We start from the raw sequence: 24,119 nt of genomic DNA, 5'->3' as shown, positions 1-24,119 counted from the left end.
GGGCCGGCGGGCGTTGCGTCAGCGCGACGCCCGCCGGCCATCGCGCCGGTCAGTCCGCGTTCGAGCCGCCGAAATCGACGATCTCCACCCAGTTCGCGCCCTTGCCCACCGGCGTCTCGCCGAGCGGCGCGAGCGCGCCGCTGCGCGCGTCGATGCGGTAGGTTTGCAACGAGGTCGACAGCTGCCCCACCGCCAACAGATAACGGCCCGACGGATCGATCGCGAAGCCGCGCGGCTGCTTTTCGGTGGGCGTGGTGGCGATCCGCGTCAGATGGCCGGTGGCGCGATCGACGCGCCACGTGGCCAGCGTGCTGGAGGTGCGCTCCGACGCGTACAGGAAGCGGCCGTCCGGCGTCAGGTGCAGGTCCGCGCCCCACGGCGTGGCGTCGCCGAAACCGGGCGGCACGATCGACACGGTCTGGATCGGCTTGACGCGGTCGTGATCGCGGTCGAACGCCAGCACGTGCAGCTTGCCGTCGAGTTCGTCGATCAGGTAGATGAAGCGCTGATCGGGCGAGAAGCGGAAATGGCGCGGGCCGGATTTCGGCGGCAGCGCATAGCCGGGCTTCGGTTCGAGCGTCAGCTCGCCGCTGCCCGCATCGAAGCCGAGTTTGAGCCAGGCGTCGGCGCCGAGCACCGAGGCGAACACCGTGCGGTTGTCGGGCGCGGGCAGAATGGCGTGCGCCTTCGGGCCGGTCGGGATGGTCTGCCGCACCGGGCCGGCCACGCCGTCCGCGCCGATCGAGTTCACCGCCAACAGCGCGCCGTCGTACGAGGCCGAGAACAGCCAGCGCCCGCTCAGGTCGGTCGACAGGAACGGCATGCTGTGCGCGAGCGGCGCCTGACCGAGTTCGACCAGATGGCCGTCGAGCGGATTCACCGCGAAACTGAGCACGCGATACGGCTGCGAACGCACGCCGGCGTACAGGCGCAGATGATCGGGCGACAGCGTCATCGGCATCACCGTGCCGCCCACCGGCACCGTTTCCACCGGCGTCACCGCGCCGGTTCCGGTATCGAGCCGCAGCACGGAGATCGTGCCGCTGTCGGCGTTCGATACATAGGCGTAGGTGGCGGCTTGCGCGGCGGGCGCGGCCGTCAGGGCGGCGGCCAGCGAAACGGCGGCCGCGATGGCGCTCAGGGCACGGTGGCGAGTCATTCTTTATTCCTATTGTCTGTTGTCGTATAACTTGAATCGTTCGATGAGATTGAATTGCACCATCTGCGGCTTGTCCCTCCATAAATAGCCTCGTTTAGCCGGACTGCCGCCTGCCAATTTTATCGAATTCAAGTCGCGTGACATCGTACATCTTGATTTTCCGAGCAGCTATGCTCCATGACCCTGATATCGCCTGGTGCCGACCGATACCGGTCACCGCCCCCGGCCGCCCCATCCTTTCGGCCGGCAAGCCACGCGCCACCCGAGCGCCGCTCGCCTGCGCGCCGCATTTCCCCACGCATCACCCTTTGCCATTTACTTCGAAATCCGAATCAAAATCAAAATGGATGCGCCCGCAACCATCGACGCAAGCCACGCATCATTCATAGGTGCATTCGCACCCGCTTCGCCACCGCCCGGCCCTGTCTTCCACGGCCGAAAGATTGTGAACGCGCATGCCGCATTGCAGCGTCGATTCGATAACAAAACATGTTGCAGAGCGTAAAACCATCGACCAATCCGCAAGGATTGCGCTACATTGCCAGCCTAGAGATGGCGCATCCGACGCTATCGACATCGACGCCCACCATCCACGAGGACATCATGCGTGTTATCCGATCCACCGCGCTGATCGCGGGTTCGCTGCTGACCCTGACACTCGCCGCCGGCGCGCACGCGCAAACCCCCGCGCCCGCCGCATCGCAAACCGCACAACCGGTGCTGCCCGTGATCGCAACGATCGCGCCGATCTACAGCCAGCTCGTCTATTTCCGCCTGCCCACGCGTTTCGTGTCGATCTACGAAGGCACGCGCGGTGACGACTACGCGCACGAATGGGTGCTGCCCGGCGAAACCAACGCGAACTGGTCGCAGATGATCACGCTCACGGGCGCGCAGAACGTCATCGCCAAGCACCCCGAAGCGGACGCCAAGAGCTACGCCACCAGCATCGCGGCCGGCTTCCAGAAGGCCTGCCCGCAAACCTTCGCGGCCAAGGGCATTTTCGACGGCAAGCTGAACGGCAGCGACGCGTTCTCGATGGTGGTCAGTTGCGGCAACGCCTCCGCCAGCGCGGGCCACAGCGAAACCACGGCGATCACCGTGGTGAAGGGCACGAAGGATCTGTACACGCTGCAATGGGCCGAGCGCGGCCCGCAGGCGGCCAAGCCCGCGCCGATCGACGCCGCCATGTGGCTGCAACGCGTGCGCAACCTGATGCCGCTGAAGGTCTGCCCGATCGTGCAGGGCGAGAAGGCCCCGTACCCGAGCTGCAGCGCGAACGTGTCCTGATCGATCGCGCGCCGGCCCGCCGACCATCGACGGGCCGGCCCCGCAAGCGCCTTTCCGCGCGCGGCGTTCGCCGCGCCGCCTCGCTCAGTCTTCCGTCTCGCCGCGCGCGCGCCGCCTGAGAATCGCGATGAACTCCTCCATCTGCGGCGACGCCACCTCGTGCTTGCGCGTGATCGCGCTGTAGTGGCTCATGCTGCGGCGAATCTCCACCGGCAGATACGCGAGCAGCCCCTCCTCGACGAACTTGCGCACCACCGACTGCGGCTGCAACGACACCATGTCGGTCGATTGCAGCAGTTCGAGCGTCGAGAAGATCGACGGCGTCTCCACCATGCCGACCGGCGCGACCAGCCCCGCGCCGGCGAACGTCTCCTCGAACAACTGGCGGATCGCGGTGGGCGGCGGATAGAGAATCCACGGCCACGCGCCGAGATCGGCCACATCCACGCGGCGCGCCTTCAGCAGCGGATGATGACAGCCCACCACCACCCGCACCGGCTCGTCCGACAGCTCCACCGCATCGAAGATCGCGCGATGGCGCGGCTCGGTCAGCCGGCCGATCATCAGGTCGAGCTGCTTCTGTTCGAGCCAGATCGCAAGCTGATCGCTGCTCTGCTCCACCAGCTTGATGACGAGGCGCGGGCGCTGCCGTTGAATCTCGCGCACCGCCGCGATCACCAGTTGCGCGGCCGACGCCGAGATCGCGCCCACCGTCAGGTGCCCGTAACCGCCGCCCTGCTGCGTGACGAATTCGTTGGCGAACTTGCCGAGATCGGCCATCGCGCTGCTCGCGTAACGGATCGCCAACTGGCCGAGATCGGTCGGCCGCATCTCGCGCGGCAGCCGCTCGAACAGGCGCGCGCCGAACATGGTTTCGATGTCGCCGAGGATCTTGGTGGCGGCCGGCTGCGTGACGTGCATCTGCTCGGCCGCCGCGCGCAGGTTGCGGGTGCGGCCCAGCAGTTCGAGCAACTGCAGGTGCCGGAACCGCAGCTTCGGCGGCAGCGTGGCGGCAAGCTGGGGGCGATGGCGATCCATGAGGGTATTCCCGCGCTCGGCGATAACCGAAAGGAATCGAGTCTAACAATTCTTCGATTGGACGTTTATCGCTTCGCTGCATAAAGTGCAACGAAGTGGGCGTGCCCGAGACACACGCCACGGCCGAAGCCCCGCCCCGCTCCACTCCCCGAATCCAGACGAGACGATCGATGAAGCTCGATACCCCCGATACCGACACCCGCGCATCCGCCCCCGCCCAGCCCCAACCGAACGTGGTCACGCTGCATCCCGACGACGACGTGGTGATCGCCCGCCAGCAACTCGTTGCGGGCGCATCGATCGATGCGGGCCTGCCGGTACGCGGGCTGATTCCGGCCGGCCACAAGGTGGCGCGACGCGCGGTGGCGGCCGGCGCGCCGGTGCGCCGCTACGGCCAGATCATCGGCTTCGCGTCGCGGGCGATCGAAGCCGGCGAGCACGTGCACGTCCACAACCTGTCGATGGGCGAATTCGAGCGCGACGGCGCGTTCGGCGCCGATGCGAAACCCACGCAAGCCGCCGCCGCACGCGCGCAGTTCGACGGCATCGTGCGCGCCGACGGCCGGGTCGCCACGCGCAACTACATCGGCATCCTGACTTCGGTGAACTGCTCGGCCACGGCCGCGCGCGCGATCGCCGACCAGTTCCGCCGCGACATCCGCCCCGAGGCGCTCGACGCGTTCCCGAACGTGGACGGCGTGGTCGCGCTGACGCACGGCCTCGGCTGCGGCACCGCCTCCGACGGCGAGCCGATCGCGGTGCTGCGCCGCACGCTCGGCGGCTATGCGCGGCATCCGAACTTCGCGGGCGTGCTGATCGTGGGGCTCGGCTGCGAGACGAACCAGATCGACGCGCTGCTGCGCGATCAGGCGATCGAAACGGGCGCGACGCTCGCAACCATGACGATCCAGGCCAGCGGCGGCACGGCGGCCACGGTGGCGGCCGGCGTGGAGGCGGTCAAGGCGATGCTGCCGCGCGCCAACGCGGTGCGGCGCGAGCCGATGGACGCCAGCCACTTGATCGTCGGCCTGCAATGCGGCGGCTCGGACGGCTATTCGGGCATCACCGCGAACCCCGCGCTCGGCGCGGCAGTCGACCGGCTGGTGGCGCACGGCGGCACCGCGATCCTGTCGGAAACCCCCGAAATTTACGGCGCCGAGCACCTGCTGACGCGCCGCGCCGTGTCGCCCGAGGTAGGCGAGAAGCTGATGGCGCGAATCCGCTGGTGGGAGGAATACTGCCGGATCATGAACGCCAACATGAACAACAACCCGTCGGCCGGCAACAAGGCCGGCGGCCTGACCACCATCCTCGAGAAATCGCTCGGCGCGGTGGCCAAGGCCGGCACCACCAACCTGGTCGACGTGTACCGCTACGCCGAGCCGGTGCGCGCCAAGGGGCTGGTGTTCATGGATACGCCGGGCTACGACCCGGTGTCGGCCACCGGCCAGGTGGCGGGCGGCGCGAACCTGCTGTGCTTCACCACCGGGCGCGGCTCGGCCTACGGCTGCGCGCCCGCGCCGTCGCTGAAGCTCGGCACCAACGCCGCGCTGTGGCAGCGGCAGGCCGAGGACATCGACATCGATTGCAGCGCGATCCTCACCGGCGACGCGAGCATCGACACGCTCGGCCAGCGGATCTTCGAACGCATGCTGGCCACCGCCTCGGGCACGCGCACGCAAAGCGAAATCCACGGCTACGGGCAGAACGAATTCGTGCCGTGGCAACTGGGCGCGACGCTCTGAACGCGTTCGTTTACGCTTCCACTCGATCGGGCGGCGTCGGCGGCATCGAGCGCCACCCGCCCGGCGCTCACACCGCATCGCCGGGCCGGTTGTTCCCGCGCGCCCGCCCGGCTCCTTCACGCCTCATCGACCTCACCACACCGATTCCGCCATGACCCAAGCCGTCCGTTATTCCGCTCCCGAACTGCAGGCCTTCGCCGATGCGCTGCTCGTCGCCGCCGGGCTCGACGCGCCGCACGCGCGCGCCGTCGCCGAGATTCTCGTCGATGGCGACCTGATGGGCCACGACACGCACGGCCTCGCCCAGCTTGCCGCCTATGTCGGCGAGATCGAGCGCGGCACCATGACCCGCTCGGGCGCGCCGGAAGTGCTGTCCGACCGCGGCGCGGCGCTGCTGTGGGACGGCCGCCGCCTGCCGGGGCCGTCGCTGGTGCTGGCCGGCATCGAGACGCTCGCCGAGCGCGCGCGCCGCTACGGCAGCGCCACGCTGGTGATCCGCCGCAGCCACCATATCGCCTGCCTCGCCAGCTACCTGGAGCGCGCCACCGCCGACGGCTTCATGATCGTGCTCGGCTGCTCGGACCCGGCCGGCAAGAGCGTCGCGCCGTTCGGCGGCACCCGCGCGGTGTTCACGCCGAACCCGATTTCCGCCGGCATCCCCACCTCGGGCACGCCGTTCCTGATCGACATCTCGGCCTCGCTCGTCACCAACGGCATGAGCGGCCGGCTCGCCAAGGCCGGCCAGCAATTCGACGACGACGTGCTGCTCGACGCCGACGGCCACCCAAGCCGCGACCCGGCCGTGCTCGCCACCACGCCGGCCGGCACGATCCTGCCGCTGGGCGGGCTGCCGTTCGGCCACAAGGGCTTCGGCATGGCGCTGCTGATCGAGGCGATGACGGGCGGGCTGGCCGGCTTCGGCCGCGCCGATCCGTCCGAGGGCTGGGGCGCGACCGTGCACCTGTCGCTGTACGACCCGAGCGCGTTCGGCGGCGAGGCCGATTTCAAGCGGCAGATGGACTGGATCGCCGACGCCTGCCGCAACAACCCGCCGCGCCCCGGCTTTTCATCGGTGCGCATGCCGGGCGACCGCGGCCTCGCGCGCAAGCGCGAGCAACTGCGCGACGGCGTGCAACTGCATGCGGCGATCGCGCCGGCGCTGGAAGCCTGCGCGCAGCGTTACGATTTGAAGCTGCCGGCGCCGCTGGCGGGCTGAAGCACGAGCAACTGCACGCTGTAATCGCGCCGGCGTTGGAAGACTGCGCACAGCAGCGCCGCTGGCGGGATGAAGCGGCGGCACAGGTCCGGCACGGCCGAACTGCCAGGCAAGCCGACGGGATGAAGCGGCAGGCTGGAGCGCGGGCCGAATCGGCAACCATCCCGCCTCTGAACCGCTCCTCGCCACAACCCGCCTCAAACGAAAAATCCCGCACGAAACGCTTCGCGCGGGATTTTTTCATCCTACGGCGCGGCGGCCTGATTCAGCCTGCCGCGTCACGCATCCGACAGCGCGGCCGCCTCAGCGCTCCGCGCCCTGCTCACGCATCGGCACCGGCTCGCCGACCAGGAACCAGTAGCCGATCATCGCCACCACCACCACGCTCGCGCCGACATACAGCGCCGGCTTGAACGAGTGCGAGGCCTGCACCATGAAGCCCGTCACGACCGGCGCGAGCGCGCCGCCAAAATAGCCGCCGAAGTTCTGCATCGCGCCGATCGAGGCCGTCGAATTGGCCGGCGCGGCGACCGAGGCCATCGCCCACGCCGCGCTCGACGAGATGTACATCAGGAACATCGATACCGAGATGAAGGTGATCGCGAGCGCCGTGTTGTCGGTCAGCGCGGTCAGCGTGGTGAACACCGCGATGCCGAGCAGCGAGGCGACCATCGGATACTTGCGGCTGTTGATCTGCGACACGCCGCGCCGGGCCAGCACGTCGCAGATCTTGCCGCCCGACAGGCTGCCGACCACGCCGAACAGATAAGGCACCGCGGCCACCCAGCCGGTGCGCGCGATGGTCAGGTGATGCTCCATCTGTAGGTAGGTGGGCAGCCAGGCGTTGTAGAGCCACAGCACGTAGATCGTGCCGAAGAAGCCGAGCAGCATGCCCCAGGTGGTGCGGTAATGCAGCAGATGACGCCAGTCGGCCCAGGTCGGCCGCGTGCTGGCCACGCCTTCGGTGTCGTCGAGATATTCGCGTTCGCGCTGCGTCAACTGCACGTGGCGCGGGTCGCGGTGCAGCAGGTAAAAGGCCAGCGACAGCCCGAGCCCCGCCACGCCCATCACGACGAACATCCAGCGCCAGCCGAGGTTCAGCATCAGCACCGTCAGCAGCGGCGCGGAGATCGCCGTGCCGAGCGTCGACGAGCTGTTCCAGATGCCGGTGGCCGAGCCGCGCTCGTGCTTGGCGAACCAGTCGCGCACGATCCGCGCGCTGGTCGGGAACTGCGGCGCCTCGCCCACGCCGAGCACCATGCGCGCCGCGAAGAACTGCGTGAAGCCGTTGACCACGCCGCCGAAGGTTTGCGCGATCGACCACAGCGCGAGGCTCGCCGCCAGCGTGACGCGCGCGCCGAGCCGGTCGATCAGCATGCCGGCCGGCAATTGCGCGAACGCATAGGCCCACAGGAACGCGGACAGCAGCAGGCCCATCTGCGGCACCGAGAAGCCGAGATCCTGGCGAATCAGCGGGGTGGCGATCGCCAGCGTGGAGCGATCGAGGTAGTTGACGACGCCGGCCATCAACAACAGCCCGAGCGCGGTGCGCTGGATCCGGCGCACGCGCGGCGTGGCCGCGTCCTGCGCCAGCGCCGGCGGCGATTCGGCATCGATCGGCAGCGCCGTGGGGGTGCTTGGCTTCATCGTGGTGTCTCCTGACAGTCTCGTTCTATCGTTCTATATATGGGCCGCCCCGACGGGGGCAGGCATGTCGAAACCCGATCCTGACCAGCACTGCGCCAACGGCGGCGCAAGGTACCGGTTCCGACAAACATACAGGCGGCCGACGATGAAAATCCAATCAAATTTTGCAGGGAAGCGATTCCATTCGCTTATCGCGCGTTAGGGGCTAACCCGTTGCCGGGTAAGCCCTACGCCATCGCACGGGCGTGCCGCGCCCGTTTTTAGGTCGCACGTCGTATGAGTATGGAACTTCGTTCCGTATTTCTCGCCGCACCCGGTCGATTCTGCCGACGTCAAACGTACATCGGGCCACGCTCGCCGGGTTTACCTCGATGCGCTGCAAAACAAAAATGGAATAACGTTCCGAATCGTCATCAGACGACAGTTCAAACCTACCCGGAGACAACCCATGGCACGTCGCACGACCCGCAAACCCGCCCTGCTCGCCTTGAACGCCCTGCTCGCCGCCGCGCTGGCCGCGGCCAGCCTGAGCGCCGGCGCCGCCACCGCTGCATCCGGCAGCGAGGCCGCCGTCACGAAGGCAGCGGAGCAATTGCGCGCGGCGCTGGTGTCCGGCGACGAGGCAACGCTGAAGAAGCTGACCGAGCCGCAACTGAGCTACGGCCATTCGTCGGCCAAGATCGAGGATCGCGCCGAGTTCATGAAGGATCTGGTGGGCACGCACGCGTTCAAGTCGGTCACGCTGTCGGACCAGACCGTCAAGGTGGTCGGCGACAACGCGATCGTGCGTCACGTGTTCGATTCGGAAAACAACCAGCCGGACGGCTCGGTCACGCGCTCGCACATCGGCGTGCTGCAAGTCTGGAAGCACCACAGCGACGGCTGGCGGCTGCTGGCCCGGCAGGCCGTGCCGCTGCCGCAGAAAGCGGCGCAATGAAAAAAGGCGGCGAGCCGGCGCGATGCCGGCCCGCCGCCTTGAGCGCGGGGCGATTCGGGGCGAGGATCAGGCCGCCACTGCCCCCCGCGCCTTCTTCACGATCGGCATGACCCGCTTGGCCGGATCGTTCTCCAGCGCCGGCACCGTCGAGAACAGCTCGGCCACCCAATCGGCGAACACGCGCACCGTCATCGACAGGTGGCGGTTGTGCGGATAGACGATCGAGATCGGCTTGGGCTTCGGATACACGCCCTGCAGCACCTCCACCAGCGAGCCGTCCATCAGGTGCGGGATCACCGAGAACAGCGTCGGCTGGATCAGCCCGAAGCCTTCGAGCGCGCACGTGACGTAGCCGTCCGAATCGTTGACGGTGACCACCGAATTCATGCGCACCTCGCGCAGCTTGCCGTCGATCACGAAGGTCCACGGCATCGCGCGACCGCCGCTCGCGTAGGCGAAATTCACGGCGCGGTGGTGTTCGAGTTCCTCGATCGTCTTCGGCTCGCCGAACTGCTCCAGATAGCCCGGCGACGCGCAACTGACGCGATTCATGACGCCCACGCGCCGCGCCACCATCGACGAATCCTCCAGCGGCCCCACCCGGATTTCGCAGTCGTAGCCATCGCGCACCAGATCGACAGGGCGGTCGGCCATGCCGAAATGCAGTTCGATATCGGGATAGCGCGCGTGGAACAACGGCAGCGCCGGCAGCACCACGCGCCGCCCGAGCGACGACGGCATGTGCACGCGCAGCGCGCCGCGCGGCTTGCGGTTGCCGACCTGGAAGCTGGCGTCGGCCTCCGAGATTTCCGTCAGAATCCGCACGCAGTGCTCGTAATAGCCGGCGCCTTCGGGCGTCAGCGACAGCCGCCGCGTGGTCCGGTGCAGCAGGCGCACACCGAGCAGCGCCTCGAGGTTCTGGATGATCGTCGTGACGGAAGCGCGTGGTATCGAGAGCGTTTCCGCGGCGCGCGTGAAGCTATTTGCATCGACCACGCGCGTAAAAACCTGCATCGCCTGTAAACGGTCCATCAAATCCCCCTTTCTTGCTTTTCAAACGGCCAACGGAACAGGATAGAGCGTCGGGGTATCGCGATTCAAGAGGCACCGCGATTATTCGCGCGACGCGACCAATCCCGCGCATGGCCGTTGCACTGGCCGCGATGCGCCGTCGATTTCGCCTGAACGCGCGAGATTGGCGCGGCGCCCCGGCCTACGTGTTTTCACCAACGCACCCCCAGCCGCGCGGCGCTCCAAGAAATTCTCCTTTCGATTCAATGCATTGCAGCGCAACAACGGCCGCCGCGCGACGCTAGAGGCCGGCATCTACTCGCTTGCGGTTTCGCCCGTCACTGACTATCGTTACATCCGTCAATGTCACATTTAAAAATGAACCGGAACGGAGACACCGCATGAATGCCCGTACCCTGCCCGACCGAGACGGCATGCCCGAATCCGTCGACATCGCCATCATCGGCACCGGTTTCGCCGGCCTCGGCATGGCGATCCGGTTGCGCCAGAAGGGCCGTGGCGATTTCGCGGTGTTCGAGAAGGCCGCCACGGTGGGCGGCACCTGGCGCGACAACCATTACCCCGGCTGCGCCTGCGACGTGCCTTCGCATGTCTATTCGTTCTCGTTCGCGCCGAACCCGCGCTGGACCCGCGCGTTCGCCCCGCAACCCGAAATCCGCGCGTATCTGGAGCGCTGCGTCGAGCAGTTCGGCGTGGCCCCCTACCTGCGGCTCGGCCACGAGCTGGCCAGCGCCGAATACGACGACGTGGCGCACCGCTGGCGCCTGAGCTTCGCGAACGGCAAGCAGGTGTCGGCGCGCATGCTGGTGTCGGGCATGGGCGGGCTGTCGCGCGCGGCGCTGCCGCAGATCGACGGCCTCGACAGCTTCCAGGGCCACGCCTTCCACTCGCAGCACTGGGATCACCAATACGACCTGCGCGGCAAGCGCGTGGCCGTGATCGGCACCGGCGCGAGCGCGATCCAGTTCGTGCCGCAGATCGCCCCGCGCGTCGCGCAACTGGCGCTGTTCCAGCGCACGCCGCCGTGGATCATGCCGAAGCCCGACCGCCAGCTCACGCGCGTCGAGCAGTGGATGTTCCGCGCGCTGCCGTTCACCCAGAAGCTCGCGCGCACCAGCCGCTACTGGATGCTCGAATCGCGCGTGCTCGGCTTCGCGATCCACCCCGGCATCATGAAGCTGGTGCAGAAAGTGGCCGAACGCCATATCCGCAAGCAGATTGCCGACCCGGCGCTGCGCGCCACCGTCACGCCCGACTACACGCTCGGCTGCAAGCGCGTGCTGATCTCGAACGACTACTACCCGGCGCTCACGCGCGCCAACGTGGACGTGGTCACCGATCCGATCGCGCGCATCGAGCCGAACGCGGTGGTCACCGCCAGCGGCCAGCGGCACGAGGTGGATTGCCTGATCTACGGCACCGGCTTCCAGGTGGCGGACCCGTACCCGCGCGGCGTGATCCGCGGGCGCAACGGCGTGGACATCGTCGATACCTGGCGCGACGGCGCGCACGCCTACCTCGGCACCGCGCTGCCCGGCTATCCGAACTTCTTCATGATCGTCGGCCCGAACACCGGCCTCGGCCACAACTCGATGGTGTTCATGATCGAGTCGCAGATCGAATACATCCTCGGCGCGCTCGACGCGATGGATCGCGACCACGCCGATGCGATCGAGGTGCGCCCGCTGGTGGAGGCCGACTACAACGCGCGGCTGCAACAGCGCCTGAAGCGCGCGATCTGGTCCACCGGCGGCTGCAAGAGCTGGTACCTGGACCCGCGCACCGGCAAGAACACCACGCTGTGGCCGGGCTTCACGTGGCGCTTCCGGCAGGCCACCGCGCAGTTCTCGATCGCCGATTACCAAGCCTACGCGGCGGCGCGCCGCGATGCCCAACCGGCCGCCGCCACCGACGCCCCGGCCCGCAGCGCCCCGGCCGTCTGACGACAAGGAGCACACCGATGAAATCCTTCCACGACAAGGTCGCCGCGATCACCGGCGCCGGCTCGGGCATGGGCCGCTCGCTCGCGCTGCAACTGGCCCAGGCCGGCTGCCACGTGGCGCTGGCCGACCGCAACGGCGTGGGCCTCGCCGAAACCGAGCGGATCGTGCGCGCGCTCGCGCCCACGGTGCGCATCACCACCTGCGTGCTCGACGTGGCCGACCGCGCCGCCGTGCACCGCTGGGCCGACGACACCGCGCGCCAGTTCGGCCGCGTGAACCTGGTATTCAACAATGCCGGCGTGGCGCTGTCGAGCACCATCGAGGGCATGGATTACGCCGACCTCGAATGGATCATGAACATCAACTACTGGGGCGTGGTGCACGGCACCAAGGCGTTCCTGCCGCACCTGAAGGCAGCGGGCGACGGCCACGTGATCAACACCTCGAGCATCTTCGGCATCTTCGCGCAGCCGGGCATGAGCGCCTACAACTCGACCAAGTTCGCGGTGCGCGGCTTCACCGAATCGCTGCGCCAGGAACTCGACATGATGCGTTGCGGCGTGTCGGCCACCTGCGTGCATCCGGGCGGCATCAAGACCAACATCGCGCAGTCGAGCCGGATCTCGCAGAACATGCTCGGCTTCATGGTCGACAGCGAGCAGCAGGGCAAGGACGACTTCGAGAAGTTCTTCATCACGACGCCCGAGGAAGCCGCGCGCGTGATCCTGCACGGCGTGCGCAGGAACAAGCGCCGCGTGCTGATCGGGCGCGACGCGCGCGGCGCCGACTGGCTCGCGCGCACGCTGCCCGCCGCCTACCAGGCGCTGGTCGTGCTGGCGACCAAGCGCGAACGGGCCAAGGCGCGCAAGCGCGCCGCGCGCGGCAGCACGCTCGCGCCGGCCCACTCGACCTACAACAACACAGGTAATCAGGGAGAACCGTCATGATGCCCGTCCGCCGCGACGTCCGTTTCGCCATGCCCCCCGATCGCGCGTGCGACTGGCACGTCAAGGGCGTGCCCGTCACCCACTTCATGAACGCGCTGTCGCTGCTGTTCCCGGCCGGCGAGCGCTTCTTCATGGATTCGGTGCGGCACTATCGAGACCGGATCGACGATCCCGAACTGAAGAAGCAGGTGGCCGGCTTCATCGGCCAGGAAGCGATGCACACGCGCGAGCACATCGAGTACAACGACCTGCTGCAATCGGCCGGCCTGCCCGCGCACAAGCTCGACAAGCGGCTGTGGTGGGTGCTCGGCCTGTTCAGGAAAACCCTGCCGCCGTCGATGCAGTTGGCCATCACGATCGCTTTGGAGCACTACACGGCGATGCTGGCGAACCTGCTGCTCGAAGGCCACAAGCAGCGCATCGACGGCTCCGTCGACGGCTACACGCAGATGTGGATGTGGCACGCGATGGAGGAAACCGAGCACAAATCGGTGTCCTACGACGTGTGGCTGCGCGTGATCAAGCCGGGCCTCGGCCGCTACCTGCTGCGCACCGGCACGATGCTGATCACCACCGCGATCTTCTGGACCATCGTGTTCGATTACCACGTGCGCCTGATGTTCGCGCACCGCCGCCGGCATGGCCGCTTCTCGGGCATGTGGACGCTCGTCAAGTACCTGTATGCACCCCGCGGCGGCGTGTTCCCGGGCATTGCGCGCGAGTGGTTCGGCTTCTTCCGCCCGGGCTTCCATCCGTGGGATTACGACAACCGCCGCTATCTGAGCGAGATCCCGAGCCTGCTGGCCAAGATCGACGAGACCAACGCACGCTACGCCGCCGAAGCCGCGCCGCGCCGCGTGCCGCTGCATCCGGGCGCCGCCGCGCCGGCTCACTGAGGCGCGCGCCATGACGAACCCGCGCGACACGCTCATGGTCGATTCGGACGGCGTGCGGCTCGCCGTCCACCTGAGCGGGCCGCGCGACGCGCCGCCCGTGATCCTGGTGCACGGCTACCCCGATTCGTCGCGCGTGTGGGACGGCGTGCGCGAGGTGCTGGAGCGGCGCTATCGCGTGATCGCCTACGACACGCGCGGTTCGGGCGAATCGGATGCGCCGCGCGCCACCGCCGCTTATCGGATGGCGCAACTCGAACGCGACCTGTCGGCGGTGGCCACGGCCGCCTGCGGCACGCGGCCGTTCCATCTGGTCGGGCACGACTGGGGATCGATCCAGAGCTGGGAGGCCGCGACCGATCCGGCGATGCGCGGGCGCATCCTGTCGTACACGTCGATTTCGGGGCCGTGCCTCGATCACGTGTTCCGCGCGCCGTTCAACCTGCGGCAATCGCTGAAATCCTGGTACATCGTGTTCTTCCACCTGCCGGTGCTGCCGCCGCTGTTCTGGCGGCTCGGCGGCGCGCGGCTGTGGCCGCTGTGGCTGCGCAGCACCGAGCGGATTCGCGCCGAGGCCGATCCGCACCAGTTGCGCAACGGCGTGAACGGCATCCGGCTGTATCGCGCGAACTTCATCGCGCGCTCGCGCGCGCCGCGCGAACGCTATGCGCAGGCGCCCGTGCAGATCCTGGTGCCGACCCGCGACCGCTACGTCACGCCCGTGCTCACGGAAAACCTCGAACGCTGGCTCGGCCCGCACCGACGTGAATTGATCGACGCGTCGCACTGGACGGTGCTGCGCGACGCGGCGCTGATCGCCGAGCGCATCGACCGCTTCGCGGCGCAGTACGAGCCGGCGTTCGCGGTGCAGGCACCGGACGAACCGGGCGTGGCAACGCCGGACGACAACGCCGCCGCGCACCGCACGCGCCGCGCCGGCGCCAACGATGCCGACGGCGCGCGGCCGGCCGGCGATGCGCCCGTCAAACCGCAGGCAAGCGCCTGAACAGCGTGTCGTATTCGACGACCAGCCCGTCGTCGTCCACACTCAGGCCGGCCTTGAAGCGGCCGTCGATCCCCTCGTAGCGATAGCGCCGGCCCGGCTCGATGCACACATAGGTCTGGGTGGCACGCGCCACGCTCAATTCGGGAATCGTCACGTAGGCGACGTCGATCGTGCGCCGCTCGTCGCGCTTGAGCCCGAGGCGGCGGATCGGCAATGTGTTGGTGAACGGGGTGGCGGCGATGTCGAGGTCGACGCAGCCTTCGAGCGCGGGCAGCGCGCTGCGCTCGCCGATATCAAGCACTTCGCACCAATGGCCGTCGCGATCGCGTTCGAGCGTCAGCGTGGCGCCGCCCATCACGGCGAGCGTCGCGCGCGTGGTGCGCCAGTGCGCGTCGCAGGCGAGCCGATAGGCCAGGCCATAGCGCCGGCCGTCGTCGTGCCGGCCGACGATCACGCTCTCCGCCAGATAGCCGCCGCCGTCGCGCACGAGCGTCAGGTGTTCGATTCCGTCGCTGTCGAGCGACGCCCAACGCACATCGCGCATGCCGGGGACCTCCGTGGGCAGCCCACGCGGCGGTGCCGCGCGCAGTGCGCACGATCGTAGCGCAAATAGCGGGTATCCGGCATCGCTTCTCCCCCTCGTGCGGCGATCCCCTATGCTCGCGGCTTCCCGGGCCGCAGCCGCGTTGCGGCCCGTTGCCGATTGCGCCATCGATACCGCCGCCATGCCCGCCCGCCTTCGTTCCGGTCTGCTTCTGCCCGCCCTGTCGCCGCTTGTGCTGCCGGCGGAACTGCGCACGCTGCTGCGCGGCCTTGGACAAATTCTGTTGCAGGCGCATGCAGGCACTGGCGCATGCGTGCTGGCGGGGTTGACGCTCGCCTCGCCCGCGCTCGCGGCAGCGGCGCTGGCCGGCACCGCCGCCGCGAATCTGGCGGCCTTGCTGACGGGCGGCACGCGCGATGCCGGCGACGCGGCGCAGGCCCGCCTCGGCCTGCACGGCTACAGCGGCGCGCTGGCCGCGCTCGCGCCGGTGGCGTTGCTGGCCGATCGCGCCACCGCGTTCGCGCTGGCGGTGATCGCGGCGCTGCTGGCCGGTGCGCTGTACCGGCCGGTCGAGCACCGGCTCGCGCGCTTCGGCGGCGCGGCCTACTCGCTGCCGGCGGTGCTGACGATCGGGCTGTGGTTGCCGTGGGTGTCATCCGGCGCGGTGACGGCCGCCAGCGTCCATGCCGGCGCCTTCGACCTGCCGGCCTGCGCCTCGGGCGCGGCGTTCGGCGCGATCGCGCAGGCCGGCTTCGCGAGCGGTGCGCTGCCCGGCGCGATCATGCTGGCCGGCGTCGCGCTCGCCTCGCCGCGCGCCGCGCTGCTCGCGCTGGCCGGCGCCGCGGGCGCGTCGCTGCTGATGCTGGCGGCCGGCTCGCCCGCGCCGCATTGCGCGGCCGGGCTGCTCGGCTACAACGGCGCGCTGGCCGCGCTCGCGTTGAGCGGCTTCGGGCTGCGCGCGGCGCTCGGTGCGGCGCTGCTGGCGGCGGCGCTACAATGGCTCGCGCTGCGGGCCGGCCTGCCGCCGTTCAGCGCGCCGTTCGCCGTCGCGGCGTGCGGTGTGGCGATGGCGTTACGCCTGCCGCGCGGCGATGCGCATGCCGCGAAACCGGCTGCGCACATGGCTGAACACACGGCGGCACAAGCCGCCGCGAACCCGGCCATGCCAGCCGCCACGCAGCCCGCCGCAAGCGCATCCCCTTCGCTTTCCCCTTCCGATTTTTCCAACTCCCGGAGATCCGTCATGCCCACCTTCCAGATCGACCTGTTCGAAGGCCGCACCGTCGAACAGAAACGCCGCTTCGTCGAAGCCATCACGCGCGTGACCTGCGAGACGCTCGATTGCGCGCCGTCGTCGGTCGACATCATCCTGCGCGACGTGAAGAAGGAGAACTGGGCGACGGCCGGCAAGCTGTGGAGCGACAGCGAGTAAGCGAGTCCGGTGCGACGCGCCCGGAACCCGGGCGCGTCAACCCCAGCCGGCCATCATCGCGCCCATCCCGGCCAGCAGGCCGCCCATCAGGCGATTGAGCGCGCGCACGCGCGTCGGCCGCCGCAGCCAGTGGCTCAGGCGCTGCGAGAACAGCGCCATCGACGCCACCCCGGCCACGAACAGCACCACAAAGCTTGCCGCGAGCGCCAGGTATTGCGCATTGACGCTCCAGCGCGCGTCGGTGCTGATGAATTGCGGAAAGAACGACGGGAAGAACAGCAGCGTCTTCGGATTGAAACCGGAGGTCGCCACGCCGCGCCAGAACAGGCCGCGCGATGTGCCGCTCGACGCCGGCCCCTCGCCGGAGTCGGCGTCGGCCGCCGGCCCCGTCAGCGAAACGCTGCGCCACTGCCGCACCCCGAGCCACACCAGGTAGGCCGCGCCGACCCAGCGCAGCACGCCGAGCGCACGCGCGTCGATCGTCAGCAGCGAATTGAGGCACAGCGCGGTCAGCATCAGTTGCAGCAGCACGGCCACGGTGCCGCCCCACACGCACGGCAGCGCATGCCGCCAGCCGGCGCGCAGCGCGAGGCTCATGGTCAGCAGGTTGACGGGACCGGGGGCGTAGATCAGCACGAGCGCGGCGGCGACGAACGAGAGGTAAAGCTGGAACGACATGGTTCGGGAGGGAGGGCAAAAGGCAGGTGGTGAAAACAGCGAAAGCGCGGATCAGCGCCATGACGCATGCCTGTCCGCCCGGCGTCGCGACTCGTGATCGCGGCGACGCTCACCGTTCCGAAGGGTGCTCGGATCGGTCGTGCCGGGCATTCGGGCATGGAGAAAATATACCCGGCTACTCACTGAAAAGGCTTCCGCTTATCCAGCGAAATGCGTGCAAAACCGGAAGCTTCTTCAGATAAACTCGCAATTCCCGGAACAGAATTCCCTTTCGATCATGGCCACTCGCGAACGCTCCCCCAAATCGCTCGACAACCAGGATCGCAAGATCCTGCGGGCGCTCCAGTCCAATGCCCGGCTGTCGAACGCGGAGCTGGCCGAACAGGTGGGCATGTCCACCACCGCCTGCTGGAACCGTACGCGCCAGCTCGAAACCGATGGCTATATCGACGGCTACGTCGCGCTCGTCAACCCGCGCAGGCTCGGCTATGCCGACATCGTGATCCTCGAAGTCACGCTCGACCGCCACGAGGACGACGCGCTGGCCCGCTTCGGCGCCGAGCTGGCCGCGCTGCCCGAGGTGCTGGAGGCCTACCTCGTCTCCGGCGAATACGACTACTGGATCAAGGTGGCGGTGGACGGCACGGCCGGCTACGAACGCTTCCTGCGCGAGAAGCTCTACAAGATCTCCAGCATCCGCCACAGCCGCTCGATGTTCGCGCTGCGCTGCGTGAAGGACGTGCCGTCGATGCAGGTATGAGGGCGAGCCGGCCGCGCGTTCAGCGGCCCATCGTCAGCACCATCCGGAACGTGGCCTCGCCCGAGCGCATGCGCCGGTAGGCCTCCTCGGCGCGTTCGAGCGGCAGCGTCTCGATGCGCGGGCGCACCCCGGCGAGCACGCTGAAATCGAGCGCGCGTTCGTTCTCCCATGGCGTGCCGGTGATCGAGCCGAGCACGCTGCGCTCGCCCGCCACCAGATGCCCCGGCGACACCGGCAGCGGGTCCCTGCCCGCGCCCAGCACCACCAGCCGCCCTTGCGGCGCGAGCCCGGCCATCAGCGCGGCCGCCGCGTCGCCGATCGTGGTCAGGATCGCCTGCGCGCCGCCGAGCGCCAGCAGGCGCGCCGCGGCGTCCTCGTGCGCGGCATCGACATACACGTGCGCGCCGAGCGCCAGCGCATCGGCCGCGATCGATGCGCCGCGCCCCACCGCCACCACCCGAAACCCCATCCGCCGCGCGTATTGCAGCGCCATGTGGCCCAGCCCGCCGATGCCGAGCACGGCCACCGTGTCGCCGGCCTGCGCGCCGCATTTCTTCAGCGCGTTGAACGTGGCGATGCCGGCGCAGAGGATCGGCGCGGCCTCCTCCGAGGCGAGTTCGTCGGGAATCGCGACAAGGCCCGTGGCGCGCGCCAGCATCATCTCGGCGTAACCGCCGTCGCGGCTCGCGCCGACGAACGGCTGGTTCGCGCACAGCTGAAACTGGCCGCGCCGGCACGCCGGGCAGATCAGGCAATGGCCGCCCAGGCGGCCGACGCCCACGCGCTGCCCGAGCCGCCAGATCGGCGGCACGCCCGCGCCGAGCGCCGCGATGCGCCCCACCACCTCGTGGCCCGGCACGCGCGGCGGGGTCAGCGCCGGATCGGCGCGCTCGATGTCGGCCGCGTCGGCACCGCATACGCCGCAGGCTTCCACTTCGATCAGCACCTCGTCGGGCGGCGGCGCGGGCGTGGCGCGCTCGACCCATTCGAGGCGGCCCGGCGCGCTGGTCTGCATGGCGCGGTAAGTCGGTTTCATGATGGCTCCCGGAGCACTTCGTAGAGCGGCGGCGCGGGCGTGGCGCGCTCGACCCATTCGAGGCGGCCCGGCGCGCTGGCCTGCATGGCGTAGTAAGTCGGTTTCATGATGGCTCCCGGTTCGATGAAAGGCATGACACTGGCGCGCGGCCGACGCCATCGAGCCAGGCATGCATGCCGCGCTCGGCCGCCTCGACGGCCCCGGCCACGTAGCCCGGAAAGCGCGGCGACCATTCGCTCGCGATGCCGGTCAGGCAGCCCTGCCACGGGCCGATGGCAACGGCGGCCGGCGGCGCGATGCCATGGCCCGCGCCGCCATCCTGATCGGCGGCGGTCGCAACAGTGGGCAAACGCGCCCAGTCGCGGATCGCCTCGGCGCGCGGCGTGGCGGCCTCCGCGCCAAACAGACGCACGAGTTGCGCGCGGCATTGCTCGCGCAGCACGGCGTCGGCCACGCGCGAGCGCGTGCGCGCCGGCACGCCGAAGAAGCCGAACAGCGCGCCCGCGCCATGCGTCGGCGAGGCGTCGTGCAATTCCGCAAGCGGGCCGCCCGCGCTGCGCGCCGCGCCCGACAGGCCTGCCTCGCGCCAGAACGGCGTGTCGTAGACGGCCAGGTATTTCGCGTGCGGCGCCATCCAGGTGGCCGTGTCGCGCCACGCGAGCGCGAGCGCGCGCGGCAACGCCGGCTCGAACGCGATGGTGGCCGCCGCGAGCCGGGGCGGCAGCGCGAGCAGCACATGCCCGGCCCGATACGTGGTGATTCGGTCGCAGGTATCGGTTGCGTCCAGTTCGATGCCCGACGCCACGCGACGAATCCGGCGCACCGTCTCGCCCGTGACGATCCGCGTGGCGTGCAGGCGCGCACGCACGGCCTCGACCAGCGCCGCCATGCCGCCGTCGAGCCGCATCGATCCGGTCGCGTAGCCCGGCACGCGCTGCGGCGCGACGTGCGGCGAGCGCTCGACGAGCATGTCGCCGGATTCGTGCTGGGCGCTGCTCGGCAGGCCCAATGCCTCGATCAGGCCGCTCAACGCGGGCTGCATCGACGGCCAGAACCACGTCGCGCCGAGATCGAAGCGCGAGGAGTCGTCCGTCAGGGTTTCGGCCGCGCCCATCTGCGCGGCCGTCGGCGATTCGATCCGCCCGCCCAACCGCTCGCCGGCCTCGATCAGCACGACCGCCACGCCTTGCCGTTCAAGCCGCCACGCCGCGACGAGGCCCGCCAGGCCGCCGCCGACGATCACCGCGCTGGCGTCGCGCGTCATGCCGGCACCTCGTCGGGCGTCTCGTCGGGCGTCTCGCGCAGTGTCTTCACATAGACGATCGTGCCGGCCGATTGCGCGCGGCAATCGGGGCGGTCGCCATCGGGCAGGCGAATCCAGCTTCCACACGGGTAGCTGCGATCGTCGAGCCATAGCGCGCCGTCGACCACCAACAATTCGACGCGCCCCGTCGCCGCGAGATCGGGCGCGGCCTGCGCGGCCAGCCGCTGCAACGCCACGGTTTCGCTCGGCGAATCGAACAGCGGACAGAACGCGCGCTCGCCGCGTTGAAGCCAGGCGGCCGGATCACGCGTGTCGATGCGCACGGTGTGCGTGTCGTCGGCGCGCATCTGGCGCAGCTTGACGAACAGCAGCGCGCCGTCGTCGCTCGACGGCCGGTGCGCCGAGCCGGGCGGATTGCGCAGATACCAGCCGGCCGGGTAATCGCGCTCGCCTTCGGAGAACACGCCCGCGAGCACCAGGATCTCCTCGCCGCCCGGATGCGGATGGCTCGGAAACGACGAGGCGCGCGCGTAACGCACGAGGCTGGTGGCGCGCGCCTGCTCGCCGCCGACACGATCGAGCATCACGCGCTCGACGCCGGCCCGCGGCGAGGCAATCCAGCGGTATTGATCGGCCGGCACCACGGCACGGCGCGCGAAATCGGCATTGACGAGCATGAAGACATCCTTGATAGAACATGCGCCGCGGCTTCGAGTGCGAGCGGGAATCCGCGGCGGGGGCACGGGAGGTGCCGCAGATTGCGGCGGTTACGGCGGTCGCAGTCGTCGCGGTGTTGCGGCTGTTACGGCGGTCGCAGCAGTTGAGGCAGTTGAGGCAGTTGAGCCGTCGCGGTGGTCGCAGCAGTCGCAGCAGCAGTGATTGCAGCCTCAGCCGCAATCACGGCCACCCTACGACCCGCCCCCCCTCAAGCAGCCGGCAGCGCCGCATGCGCTTCAAGCACACGCGCCGAATAGGTCAGCGCCGCCCCCGCGTTCAGCGCAATCGCCACGCCGAGCGCCTCGGCGATCTCCTCGCGCGTCGCGCCGTGCTCGACGGCCTTCTGGGTATGCACCGCGATGCAGCCATCGCAGCGCGTCGTCACGGCCACGGCCAGCGCAATCAGTTCGTGAATCTTCGGTTCGAGCTTGCCGAGCTTCGCGCCCGCGCCGTCGATCGTCATCAGCCCGCGCATCGCGTCGGGGTTCAGCTTCGCAAAATCGCCGACACGCTCCAGCAGCGCGTCGCGATAGCCATTCCATTCCTGCATCATGATCGGTTGCTCCTCGGGTCAAGCGGCTTGATAGACGCGCACATCGGGCGCGGCGTCGAGCAACGGCGTCAGCTCGCGCACCACGTCGGCGGTGAACAGCGCGCTCGTCAGATAGGCCTGCGCGTGCGCCTCGGTGTCGAAGCCGTGCAGCACCTGCACGTCCGCGTCGCGCAGCAGCAGTTGCTTCGAGGCCGCGCCGGGGATCGTGTCGAGAAACGCCGCCTTGTACTTCTCATAGACGCCGGCCGCCGCCGCGCGCTGCGCCGCCGCGATCTTCAGCGTGATTTGCAGATAAACCATGGTTCGACTCCTTCGATAGGGGGATGAGCGACGCTCAGGCGTGGCGGCCGGCCATCACGCCGCCGTCCACCGGCAGCACGGTGCCGGTGATCCACGAGGCTTCGGTCGATGCAAGAAACAGCATCGCTTCGGCCACGTCCGCCGGCTGGCCGTTGCGCCCGAGCGGGTGAAACGCGTTGAAGGCCGGCAGCGTGGCCTTGACCTGATCGTCCGACATGAACGTGTTGTAGACCGGCGTTTCGACCACGGCCGGGGCGACGGTGTTGATGCGAATGCGCGACGGCGCGAGTTCGATCGCGAGATTGCGCGTGAGCGCATGCACGCCGGCATTGGCCGCCGAATAGGCCGCCGACGGCGTCGCGCCGATCGCCTGCAGCGCCCACAGCGAGCCGGTCTGCACGATCGCGCCGCCGCCGCGCAGTTGCATCGCCTTCGCGGCGGCCTGCGCCATGAAGAACTTGCCCTTCAGGATGATGTCGAGAAAGCCGTCGTATTCGGCCTCGTCGACCTCCAGGAACGGCTTCGGGGTGAAGATGCCCGCGTTGTTGATCAGGATGTCGACGCCGCCGAAGGCCTGCGTCGCCAGTTCGACCAGCGCGGCGGCCGCGGCCGGCGTGGCGATGTCGCCCGCCAGATGGCGCACCCGCGCGCCGCTCGCGTCGATCTCGGCCGCCGCCTGCTTGAGCTTGGCCTCGTTGCGCCCGCCGATCACGACGCTCGCCCCCGCCTTGACGAGCCGCGCCGCGACCTCCTTGCCGATGCCCGAGCCGCCGCCGGTGACGATCGCCACCTTGGAAGAAAAACTATGCATGATGAACTCCGTTCGTGATCGTGGAAGGCCACGGGGCGGGCGCGCGGCGCGATTGCCTGGGATGCCCGCCTTGCCGTGGTTCGATACGGCATTGTTCGCCTTCAAGCGATGCGGCACAAACCAGATAATGTGTGTCGCATCAAAAGAAAATCTTTATCGATGCGTGGCGTGCCGGCACCCGCCGGCGTATCCTCGGCGGATCGCCCCGCCCCTGCCGCCCTCATCGTGAAAAGCCCCGTTTTCCTGAACGCGCTGCGCGCGTTCGAAGCCAGCGCCCGCCATCAGAGCTTCTCGGCGGCGGCTGCCGAACTGAACGTCACGCCGGCCGCGGTCGGCCAGTTGGTGCGCTCGCTGGAGGACTGGCTCGGCGCGCCGCTGTTCCATCGCGGCACCAGCGGCCGCGCGCGGCTCGTGCCGACGCCGAGCGCCGAACGCGCGCTGCCCGAGATCCGCGCCGGCTTCGACCGCCTGTCGATCGGCCTCGACCGGCTGCGCGAAGGCACGCGCTCGGGCGTGCTGACGGTGGCCGTCAGCCCCGCGTTCGCCGCGAAGTGGCTGCTGCCGCGCATCGAGCGCTTCCACACGCGCTGCCCCGAAACCGACGTGCGGCTCGACACCAACCTGAAACCGGTGGATTTCGTCGCGCAGGGCATCGATATCGGCGTGCGTTACGGACGCGGGGTGTGGGCGGGGCTGGTTGCCGAAAAGCTGATGGACGAACAGATCGATCCGGTCTGCTCGCCGGGCTGGCTCGCGCGGCACGGCGCGCCGGCCTCGCCGCACGCGCTGGCGGGCAAGGCGCTGATTCACGATCTGTCGGTGGAACCGAACGCGGGGTTCGCGTCGTGGGAGGCGTGGCTGGCCCACGCGGGGGCCGGCGAGGTGGATGCGCGGCGCGGCATGCAGGTCAACAATTCGGCGGCCGTGTTGCAGGCCGCCATCGACGGTCACGGCGTGGCGCTCGCGCGCAGCGTGCTGGCCCGCGACGACGTGGCCGCCGGCCGGCTGGTGCCGCTGTTTCCGCAGATCCGCTTCGCGTCGGCGCTGGGCTACTACGTCGTCTATCGCGCCGATTGCGCGGCGCAACCGAAGCTGGTGGCGTTCAGGGAGTGGCTGATGGCCGAGGCGGCCGGCGGTGGCGAAGCCGCGCCTGCGTAGCGCGGCGCGGTCG

23 protein-coding genes and 1 pseudogene are annotated in these 24,119 nt (G+C 69.2%); 12 read left to right on the top strand and 12 right to left on the bottom strand.

Translation table 11 applies throughout. The annotated features are described in order from the left end of the window. Positions 1-49: 49 nt before the first annotated feature. Positions 50-1,159 (bottom strand): lactonase family protein, encoded by a 1,110-nt coding sequence (locus ACYP33_RS13585; protein WP_459622292.1) that lies wholly within the window; start codon positions 1,157-1,159, stop codon positions 50-52. A 603-nt stretch (positions 1,160-1,762) separates the two neighbouring features. On the opposite strand from ACYP33_RS13585, the gene ACYP33_RS13580 reads away from it, so the two are divergent. Then, positions 1,763-2,449: a hypothetical protein gene (locus tag ACYP33_RS13580; protein ID WP_459622290.1), complete on the top strand. Its 687-nt coding sequence runs from the start codon at positions 1,763-1,765 to the stop codon at positions 2,447-2,449. 84 nt (positions 2,450-2,533) lie between these two features. Here ACYP33_RS13580 and ACYP33_RS13575 read toward each other — a convergent pair whose 3' ends face one another. Next, entirely contained in the window at positions 2,534-3,487 is a 954-nt protein-coding gene (locus tag ACYP33_RS13575; RefSeq protein ID WP_414447318.1) for a LysR family transcriptional regulator, read from the bottom strand. Between the two features lie 170 nt (positions 3,488-3,657). Here ACYP33_RS13575 and ACYP33_RS13570 point away from each other — a divergent pair, with 170 nt between their 5' ends. Further along, the gene (locus tag ACYP33_RS13570; protein ID WP_459622287.1) at positions 3,658-5,232 is read left to right on the top strand and encodes a UxaA family hydrolase; all 1,575 of its coding nucleotides are present in this window, start codon (positions 3,658-3,660) and stop codon (positions 5,230-5,232) included. A gap of 151 nt (positions 5,233-5,383) precedes the next feature. Next, positions 5,384-6,448: an Ldh family oxidoreductase gene (locus ACYP33_RS13565; protein ID WP_414447316.1), complete on the top strand. Its 1,065-nt coding sequence runs from the start codon at positions 5,384-5,386 to the stop codon at positions 6,446-6,448. A gap of 303 nt (positions 6,449-6,751) precedes the next feature. On the opposite strand, the gene ACYP33_RS13560 is transcribed toward ACYP33_RS13565, so the two are convergent. Beyond that, positions 6,752-8,095: an MFS transporter gene (locus ACYP33_RS13560; protein ID WP_414447315.1), complete on the bottom strand. Its 1,344-nt coding sequence runs from the start codon at positions 8,093-8,095 to the stop codon at positions 6,752-6,754. A gap of 448 nt (positions 8,096-8,543) precedes the next feature. On the opposite strand from ACYP33_RS13560, the gene ACYP33_RS13555 reads away from it, so the two are divergent. Beyond that, a complete protein-coding gene (locus ACYP33_RS13555) occupies positions 8,544-9,032 on the top strand; it encodes a nuclear transport factor 2 family protein (protein WP_414447314.1) in 489 nt (162 codons plus the stop codon). Positions 9,033-9,098: 66 nt separating this feature from the next. Here ACYP33_RS13555 and ACYP33_RS13550 read toward each other — a convergent pair whose 3' ends face one another. After that, complete coding sequence (locus ACYP33_RS13550) at positions 9,099-10,064, bottom strand: LysR family transcriptional regulator (RefSeq protein WP_459622284.1); 966 nt, start codon at positions 10,062-10,064, stop codon at positions 9,099-9,101. Between the two features lie 380 nt (positions 10,065-10,444). On the opposite strand from ACYP33_RS13550, the gene ACYP33_RS13545 reads away from it, so the two are divergent. The 4 genes from ACYP33_RS13545 to ACYP33_RS13530 are packed head-to-tail and all read left to right on the top strand — an operon-like array spanning position 10,445 to position 14,853. Then, complete coding sequence (locus ACYP33_RS13545; RefSeq protein ID WP_459622282.1) at positions 10,445-12,007, top strand: flavin-containing monooxygenase; 1,563 nt, start codon at positions 10,445-10,447, stop codon at positions 12,005-12,007. 17 nt (positions 12,008-12,024) lie between these two features. Then, entirely contained in the window at positions 12,025-12,954 is a 930-nt protein-coding gene (locus ACYP33_RS13540) for an SDR family NAD(P)-dependent oxidoreductase (RefSeq protein WP_459622281.1), read from the top strand. Next, positions 12,951-13,850 carry a metal-dependent hydrolase gene (locus ACYP33_RS13535; protein ID WP_459622280.1) on the top strand — a complete coding sequence of 300 codons (900 nt, stop codon included), beginning with the start codon at positions 12,951-12,953 and terminating at the stop codon, positions 13,848-13,850. Before ACYP33_RS13540 ends, ACYP33_RS13535 begins: the two co-directional genes overlap by 4 nt. 10 nt (positions 13,851-13,860) lie before the next feature. Next, positions 13,861-14,853, top strand: a complete 993-nt coding sequence (locus ACYP33_RS13530) for an alpha/beta fold hydrolase (protein WP_459622278.1) — start codon at positions 13,861-13,863, stop codon at positions 14,851-14,853. On the opposite strand, the gene ACYP33_RS13525 is transcribed toward ACYP33_RS13530, so the two are convergent. After that, entirely contained in the window at positions 14,831-15,397 is a 567-nt protein-coding gene (locus ACYP33_RS13525) for a putative glycolipid-binding domain-containing protein (protein WP_459622276.1), read from the bottom strand. The genes ACYP33_RS13530 and ACYP33_RS13525 overlap by 23 nt on opposite strands. On the opposite strand from ACYP33_RS13525, the pseudogene ACYP33_RS13520 reads away from it, so the two are divergent. Together ACYP33_RS13520 and ACYP33_RS13515 are read left to right on the top strand one after the other, a co-directional pair. Beyond that, positions 15,396-16,451 (top strand): annotated as a pseudogene (locus ACYP33_RS13520) (urea transporter); the annotation flags it as partial. The gene ACYP33_RS13525 and the pseudogene ACYP33_RS13520 overlap by 2 nt on opposite strands. 189 nt (positions 16,452-16,640) lie before the next feature. Next, complete coding sequence (locus tag ACYP33_RS13515; protein WP_414449172.1) at positions 16,641-16,829, top strand: 4-oxalocrotonate tautomerase; 189 nt, start codon at positions 16,641-16,643, stop codon at positions 16,827-16,829. Between the two features lie 36 nt (positions 16,830-16,865). Here ACYP33_RS13515 and ACYP33_RS13510 read toward each other — a convergent pair whose 3' ends face one another. Then, on the bottom strand, positions 16,866-17,507 hold the full coding sequence (locus ACYP33_RS13510) for a LysE family translocator (protein ID WP_459622274.1): 642 nt from the start codon (positions 17,505-17,507) through the stop codon (positions 16,866-16,868). Positions 17,508-17,784: 277 nt separating this feature from the next. Here ACYP33_RS13510 and ACYP33_RS13505 point away from each other — a divergent pair, with 277 nt between their 5' ends. Further along, positions 17,785-18,267, top strand: coding sequence for an Lrp/AsnC family transcriptional regulator (locus ACYP33_RS13505; protein ID WP_414439521.1), 483 nt, complete (start codon positions 17,785-17,787; stop codon positions 18,265-18,267). A 19-nt stretch (positions 18,268-18,286) separates the two neighbouring features. Here the strand turns inward: ACYP33_RS13505 and ACYP33_RS13500 are convergent, their stop codons facing one another. The 6 genes from ACYP33_RS13500 to ACYP33_RS13475 all read right to left on the bottom strand — a co-directional run bounded on the left by ACYP33_RS13500 (position 18,287) and on the right by ACYP33_RS13475 (position 22,948). Next, positions 18,287-19,303 carry an alcohol dehydrogenase catalytic domain-containing protein gene (locus ACYP33_RS13500; protein WP_459622272.1) on the bottom strand — a complete coding sequence of 339 codons (1,017 nt, stop codon included), beginning with the start codon at positions 19,301-19,303 and terminating at the stop codon, positions 18,287-18,289. A gap of 103 nt (positions 19,304-19,406) precedes the next feature. Continuing rightward, positions 19,407-20,567 carry a flavin monoamine oxidase family protein gene (locus ACYP33_RS13495; protein ID WP_459622270.1) on the bottom strand — a complete coding sequence of 387 codons (1,161 nt, stop codon included), beginning with the start codon at positions 20,565-20,567 and terminating at the stop codon, positions 19,407-19,409. Next, complete coding sequence (locus ACYP33_RS13490) at positions 20,564-21,244, bottom strand: cupin domain-containing protein (protein WP_459622268.1); 681 nt, start codon at positions 21,242-21,244, stop codon at positions 20,564-20,566. Before ACYP33_RS13490 ends, ACYP33_RS13495 begins: the two co-directional genes overlap by 4 nt. A gap of 248 nt (positions 21,245-21,492) precedes the next feature. After that, positions 21,493-21,837 carry a carboxymuconolactone decarboxylase family protein gene (locus ACYP33_RS13485; protein ID WP_459622266.1) on the bottom strand — a complete coding sequence of 115 codons (345 nt, stop codon included), beginning with the start codon at positions 21,835-21,837 and terminating at the stop codon, positions 21,493-21,495. A gap of 18 nt (positions 21,838-21,855) precedes the next feature. Next, on the bottom strand, positions 21,856-22,137 hold the full coding sequence (locus ACYP33_RS13480) for a hypothetical protein (RefSeq protein ID WP_459622264.1): 282 nt from the start codon (positions 22,135-22,137) through the stop codon (positions 21,856-21,858). Between the two features lie 34 nt (positions 22,138-22,171). Then, positions 22,172-22,948 (bottom strand): SDR family NAD(P)-dependent oxidoreductase, encoded by a 777-nt coding sequence (locus ACYP33_RS13475; protein WP_459622263.1) that lies wholly within the window; start codon positions 22,946-22,948, stop codon positions 22,172-22,174. Positions 22,949-23,173: 225 nt separating this feature from the next. Between ACYP33_RS13475 and gcvA the strand changes: the two genes are divergently transcribed. Further along, complete coding sequence (gcvA, locus tag ACYP33_RS13470; protein ID WP_414439528.1) at positions 23,174-24,106, top strand: transcriptional regulator GcvA; 933 nt, start codon at positions 23,174-23,176, stop codon at positions 24,104-24,106. The last annotated feature ends 13 nt before the right edge of the window (positions 24,107-24,119 follow it).

This window comes from Burkholderia sp. 3C (assembly GCF_054589155.1).
The sequence above is the reverse complement of the archived record's forward strand: the minus strand, read 5'-3'. Positions and strand labels throughout refer to the sequence as shown.